This is a genomic window from Streptomyces sp. SID11385, assembly GCF_010548245.1.
Lineage (GTDB): Bacteria > Actinomycetota > Actinomycetes > Streptomycetales > Streptomycetaceae > Streptomyces.
The window spans coordinates 1-4,328 of sequence record NZ_JAAGLR010000470.1 but is presented as its reverse complement, the minus strand read 5'-3'; the positions used below and the strand labels follow the sequence as shown (position 1 = coordinate 4,328).

The window sequence follows — 4,328 nt, the reverse complement described above, 5'->3', positions numbered from 1 at the left end:
CGGCGGCACGGGAGCGGCGGGGGGCGGTTCGGGGGCCCGGACGCGGCCCGTCATGACGGCCGCCGCGAGGATCAGCAGGACCCCGCCCACGGCGGCGGCGCCCGCGCCGGTACGCACCCCGGAGCCGTCCGCCGCGACCGTGAGCGCGTCCCCGTTGGCCTGCGCGGCCCGTACCGCCCACAGCACCGTGCAGCCGAGCGCGAGGACCCCGGCGAGCAGGACGACGGTCCGCAGGCGCGCGAGGAGGCCGAGCAGGGTCAGCGCGGCGGCGAGGAGGAACGGCAGGAAGAGCGACCACAGCAGGTTGGGGTGCGCGGCCGTGATCCCGCCGGAGCCGAAGAGGTCGGAGAGCCGGTACTCGCGGCCGAGGCGCGCGGCGTACCAGGGGCGGAAGGGGGCGGCGACGGCGGCTGCCGCGCCGAGCACGGCGAGTACGCCACCGAGGACGTTGCGGACCATGGCGGGGCCTCCCTGTCGGCCGGTGTCTGCTCCGCGTCTACCCGCGGCGGCGGACGGCAGACGCGGAAACCGGCCAACAGCGAGGCTCCACAAGGTATTTGGGCATACGGGAGCACCGGCCGCGGCGGTCTTCCCCCGATGGCCGCCGCGGCCGGTGCGCTTTCCCCCATTTTCTTCTTCCCCCGGGTCCGTGACGGCCCCCCAGCCGTCACGGACCCCTGGTCCCCCTGTGCGTGGCGCACGTCCCCCGTACGCCCCCGTGGTCAGCGGGGACCCGCTCACCCGGTGTCCGTGCTCCCCCGTGTCCCCGGTTTCCCCCGTGAGGACATCCCCCGTGGGGACGGACGCCGGGTGAAGATCACTTCTTCTCGTCGCCCTCGGGGCGGTCGAGGATCTTCGCCTCGGGGTTGGCGGGGCTGCCGGTCGCGTACGAGTCGCCGAGGGTCGTGACCTCGCCGTCGGCGGCGGGCTTCGCCGCCGACGCGTCCGGGTTGGCGGGGCTGCCGGTCGCGTACGAGTCCTTGAGCGGCTTCATCGCGGGGCCCTTGGCCTGGTCGGCGGTCTCGGGCTGCTGGCTTTCGGCCATCGTGTGTGCTCTCCCTCTTCGACGGGGACGGTGGTGGTGCCGCCCGCCCGGCCACTCCCCCGGGAGGAGGCCGGGCGGACGTCAACCGGGGCGCTCACCCTAACGGGTGAGGTTTGCCCGGAGCCGTGCCGTCTGCCCCCCGACGCGACGGAACGGTTGGAAGAAGCATGACCGGTGGCGATAAACGAACGATGAACGCGAAATCGTCGCTGCGACGTGCCTGCTGAGCGGCCATCACGGAGGCTCGCGCGGGGGGCGTGCGGCGGCCCGCCGTGCCGTCCCGTGAGGCTTCCGGGGACCTCGTGCGGCTTCCGGTAGTCCCCGTGCGGCTCCCTGGCCCGGCTCAGGGTGTGGGCGTCTGCGTGCGCAGGGCGCGTACGGCCGCCGCCTCGCTCGCGGCGTCCTGCTCCTCGTAGACCCGTTCCGCCTCCGCCCAGCACACCTGCGCGCGCTCTTCCTGACCGGTCAGCGCGAGGGCGCGGCCGAGGACGGTGAGGACCTGGGCGCGGCGCCACTCGCCGCCCACCCCGTTGAGCGCGGTGAGCGCGCCCTCGGCGTCGGCGGCGGCACGGGCGGGCTCGGACTGGGCGAGACGTGCCTCCGCGAGCCGGCACAGGGTCATGCCGACCCACAGGGCCTGCCGGTTGGCGCGGAAGACCGCGAGGGCCTCGTCAAGCCGCTCGACGGCCTCGGCGGGGTGCCCGGCGGCGGTGAGCACGAGTGCTTGCGTGTACCGGCCGTTGGCGCCGCGCAGCGCGCTGCCCGCCGTGTCGTTGAGCCGGGTGCCCCGCTCGGCGAGTGCGAGGGCGCTGTCCAGGCGGCCGGTGGCGAGGTGGATGCGGGACAGGTTGCACAGCGCCGCCGCCTGCCCGGCCTGGTCGCCGAGGTCCCTGAAATGCTCGACGGCCGCGCTCAGATGCCGCTCGCCCGCCTCGTGCTCGCCCTGGTAGAGCGAGCCGATACCGAGGAGATTGTGCGCCCAGCTCACCACGACGGCGTCGGCACCGCCGTCCGTCCGGGCCAGGACCCGCCCGGCCCGTTCGCACATGGTGTCGAGCCCGCCCGCCGCGTTGTCCGAATCGGCGAGGACGAGGAGCGCGCGGTTGGCGACGGAGGCGAGCCCGAGCCGTTCGGCCCGCTCGATCGCCGTACGGGTCACCTCGCGGTACTGCCGCGCGTTCGCCCCCGACTCGCTCAGGTCCTTCGCGACCCACAGCAGATCCACGGCCGCCGCGAGCGAATCGGCCCGCTCGGTGGCCCGGCGCGCGGTCGCGAGGAGGCTCTGCGCCTCCGCGTAGAGCCAGTCCTGCGCCTCCTCGGGCGCGGTCAGCTCCAGGCCCGGGTAGCGCGTCGTGGCGAGGTGGTCGACGAGCCGGTCCCCGGGCCGCTCCAGCGCGTACACGCGGGCCGTCGTCGCGAGGTAGAAGTCGAGCAGCCGCCGCAGGGCCCCGGTGCGCACCGACTCGGGCTGCTCGTCGCGCTCGGCGCAGGAGCGGGCGTAGAGCCGGACGAGGTCGTGGTAGCGGTAGCGGCCCGGCGCGGCCGATTCGAGGAACGAGGTGTCGACGAGCGATTCGAGGAGGTCCTCGGCCTCGTACGGGCCGAGACCGAGGAGCGCCGCCGCCGCCGCGACCGAGATGTCGGGGCCCTCGACGAGGCCGAGCAGCCGGAAGGCGCGCGCCTGGTGGGCTTCGAGCTGCCCGTACCCCAGCTCGAAGGTCGCGGCGACGGCGAGGTCACCGGCCTGCAACTCGTCGAGCCTGCGCCGCTCGTCGGCGAGCTTCGCGGCGAGGACGCCGACGGTCCAGGTGCGCCGGGCGGCGAGCCGGGACGCGGCGACGCGGATCGCGAGGGGCAGGAAGCCGCAGGCGGCGACGACGTCGAGCGCCGCCTCCCGCTCGGCCTGCACGCGCTCGGCGCCGACGATGCGCGTGAACAGCGTCAGGGCCTCCTCGGGGGACATGACGTCGAGGTCGACGAGGTGCGCCCCGGCGAGGCCGACCATGCGCTGGCGGCTCGTCACGAGTGTCGCCGAGCCCTCCGTACCGGGCAGCAGCGGGCGGATCTGCGCGGGGTCCTTCGCGTTGTCGAGCAGGATGAGGACGCGGCGGCCGTCGAGCGCGGAGCGGTAGAGCGCGGCGCGTTCGTCGAGCGAGGCGGGCAGCGCGGTGTCGCGCACGCCGAGCGCGCGCAGGAAGCCGCCGAGCACGGTCTCGGGGTCGACGGGGTGCGCGCCGGCGCCCTGGAGGTCGGCGTAGAGCTGGCCGTCGGGGAAGGTGGCGCGGGAGTTGTGCGCGACGTGCACGGCGAGCGTGGTCTTGCCGACGCCGCCGATGCCCGCGACGGCCGAGACCGCCATGACCTGCGAGCCCGCGCCGGCGAGGGTGTCGCTCAGCTCCTTGACGAGGCTCTCGCGGCCCGTGAAGTCCGCCACGGAGGCGGGGAGCTGCGCGGGCTTGAGCGGAGCCGGGCCGCCGCGCGGGGCGGGCTGCGGGGAGCGGGCCAGTTCCTCGTCGCCCGCGAGGACGCGCTGCTGGAGCCGGGCGAGCGCGGGCCCCGGGTCCACGCCCAGCTCCTCGGCGAGCAGCCGCCGGGTGTCGGTGTAGACGGCGAGGGCCTCGGCCTGGCGCCCCGAGCGGTAGAGGGCGAGCATGAGCAGTTCGCGGGGGCGCTCGCGCAGCGGGTGGGCCGTGGTGAGCGCGGTCAGCTCGGAGACGGCCTCGGCGTGGCAGCCCTGCTCCAGGTCCATCGCGAAGCGGGACTCCAGGACCTGGAGCCGCCATTCGGCGAGCCGGGCCCGCTGGTTGGCGGCGTGCGGCCCGGGGACCTGGGCCAGGGGCTCGCCCTCCCACAGCGCCAGGGCCTCGTCGCTCAGGTCTCTCGCCCGGCCCAGGTCCCCCTCCTCCCGGGCGGCCTCGGCGGCGGCGACCAGTTCCTCGGCACGGCTGAGGTCGAGGGCCCGCGCGCCGAGCGCGTCGGGGTGCAGCGCGTAGCCGCCCGCCTCACTGCGCAGCACGCTCCCGCCGAAGGTCTTGCGCAGCCGCGAGGCGTACGTACGGAGCGCGGCGAGGGCCTGCGCGGGCGGCTCCTCGCCCCACACGGCGTCGATCAGCTCGGGGGCCGTCGCGGTCCGTCCCGCGCGCAGCAGGAGCGCGGCGAGGAGAGCGCGTTGCTGCGGGGAGCCGGTGGGCAGCTGCTCGGCACCGCGCCAGGCCCGGACAGGGCCGAGGACGGCGAAGCGGAGGGCGGGCTGGGGGGCGGGGGATGCCGGGGCGGTGCCGTC

Annotated in this window: 3 protein-coding genes; all 3 read right to left on the bottom strand. The window is 76.0% G+C overall.

Annotation, left to right across the window (positions count from 1 at the left end):
* A partial coding sequence (locus tag G3I42_RS14525; protein ID WP_164286045.1) for a hypothetical protein occupies window positions 1-459 on the bottom strand: 459 nt, incomplete at its 3' end.
* Window positions 460-817: 358 nt separating this feature from the next.
* The gene (locus G3I42_RS14520; protein WP_164286043.1) at window positions 818-1,045 is read right to left on the bottom strand and encodes a hypothetical protein; all 228 of its coding nucleotides are present in this window, start codon (window positions 1,043-1,045) and stop codon (window positions 818-820) included.
* Window positions 1,046-1,388: 343 nt separating this feature from the next.
* Window positions 1,389-4,328: BTAD domain-containing putative transcriptional regulator (locus tag G3I42_RS14515; RefSeq protein ID WP_239096447.1), on the bottom strand; the 2,940-nt coding region annotated here is incomplete at its 5' end.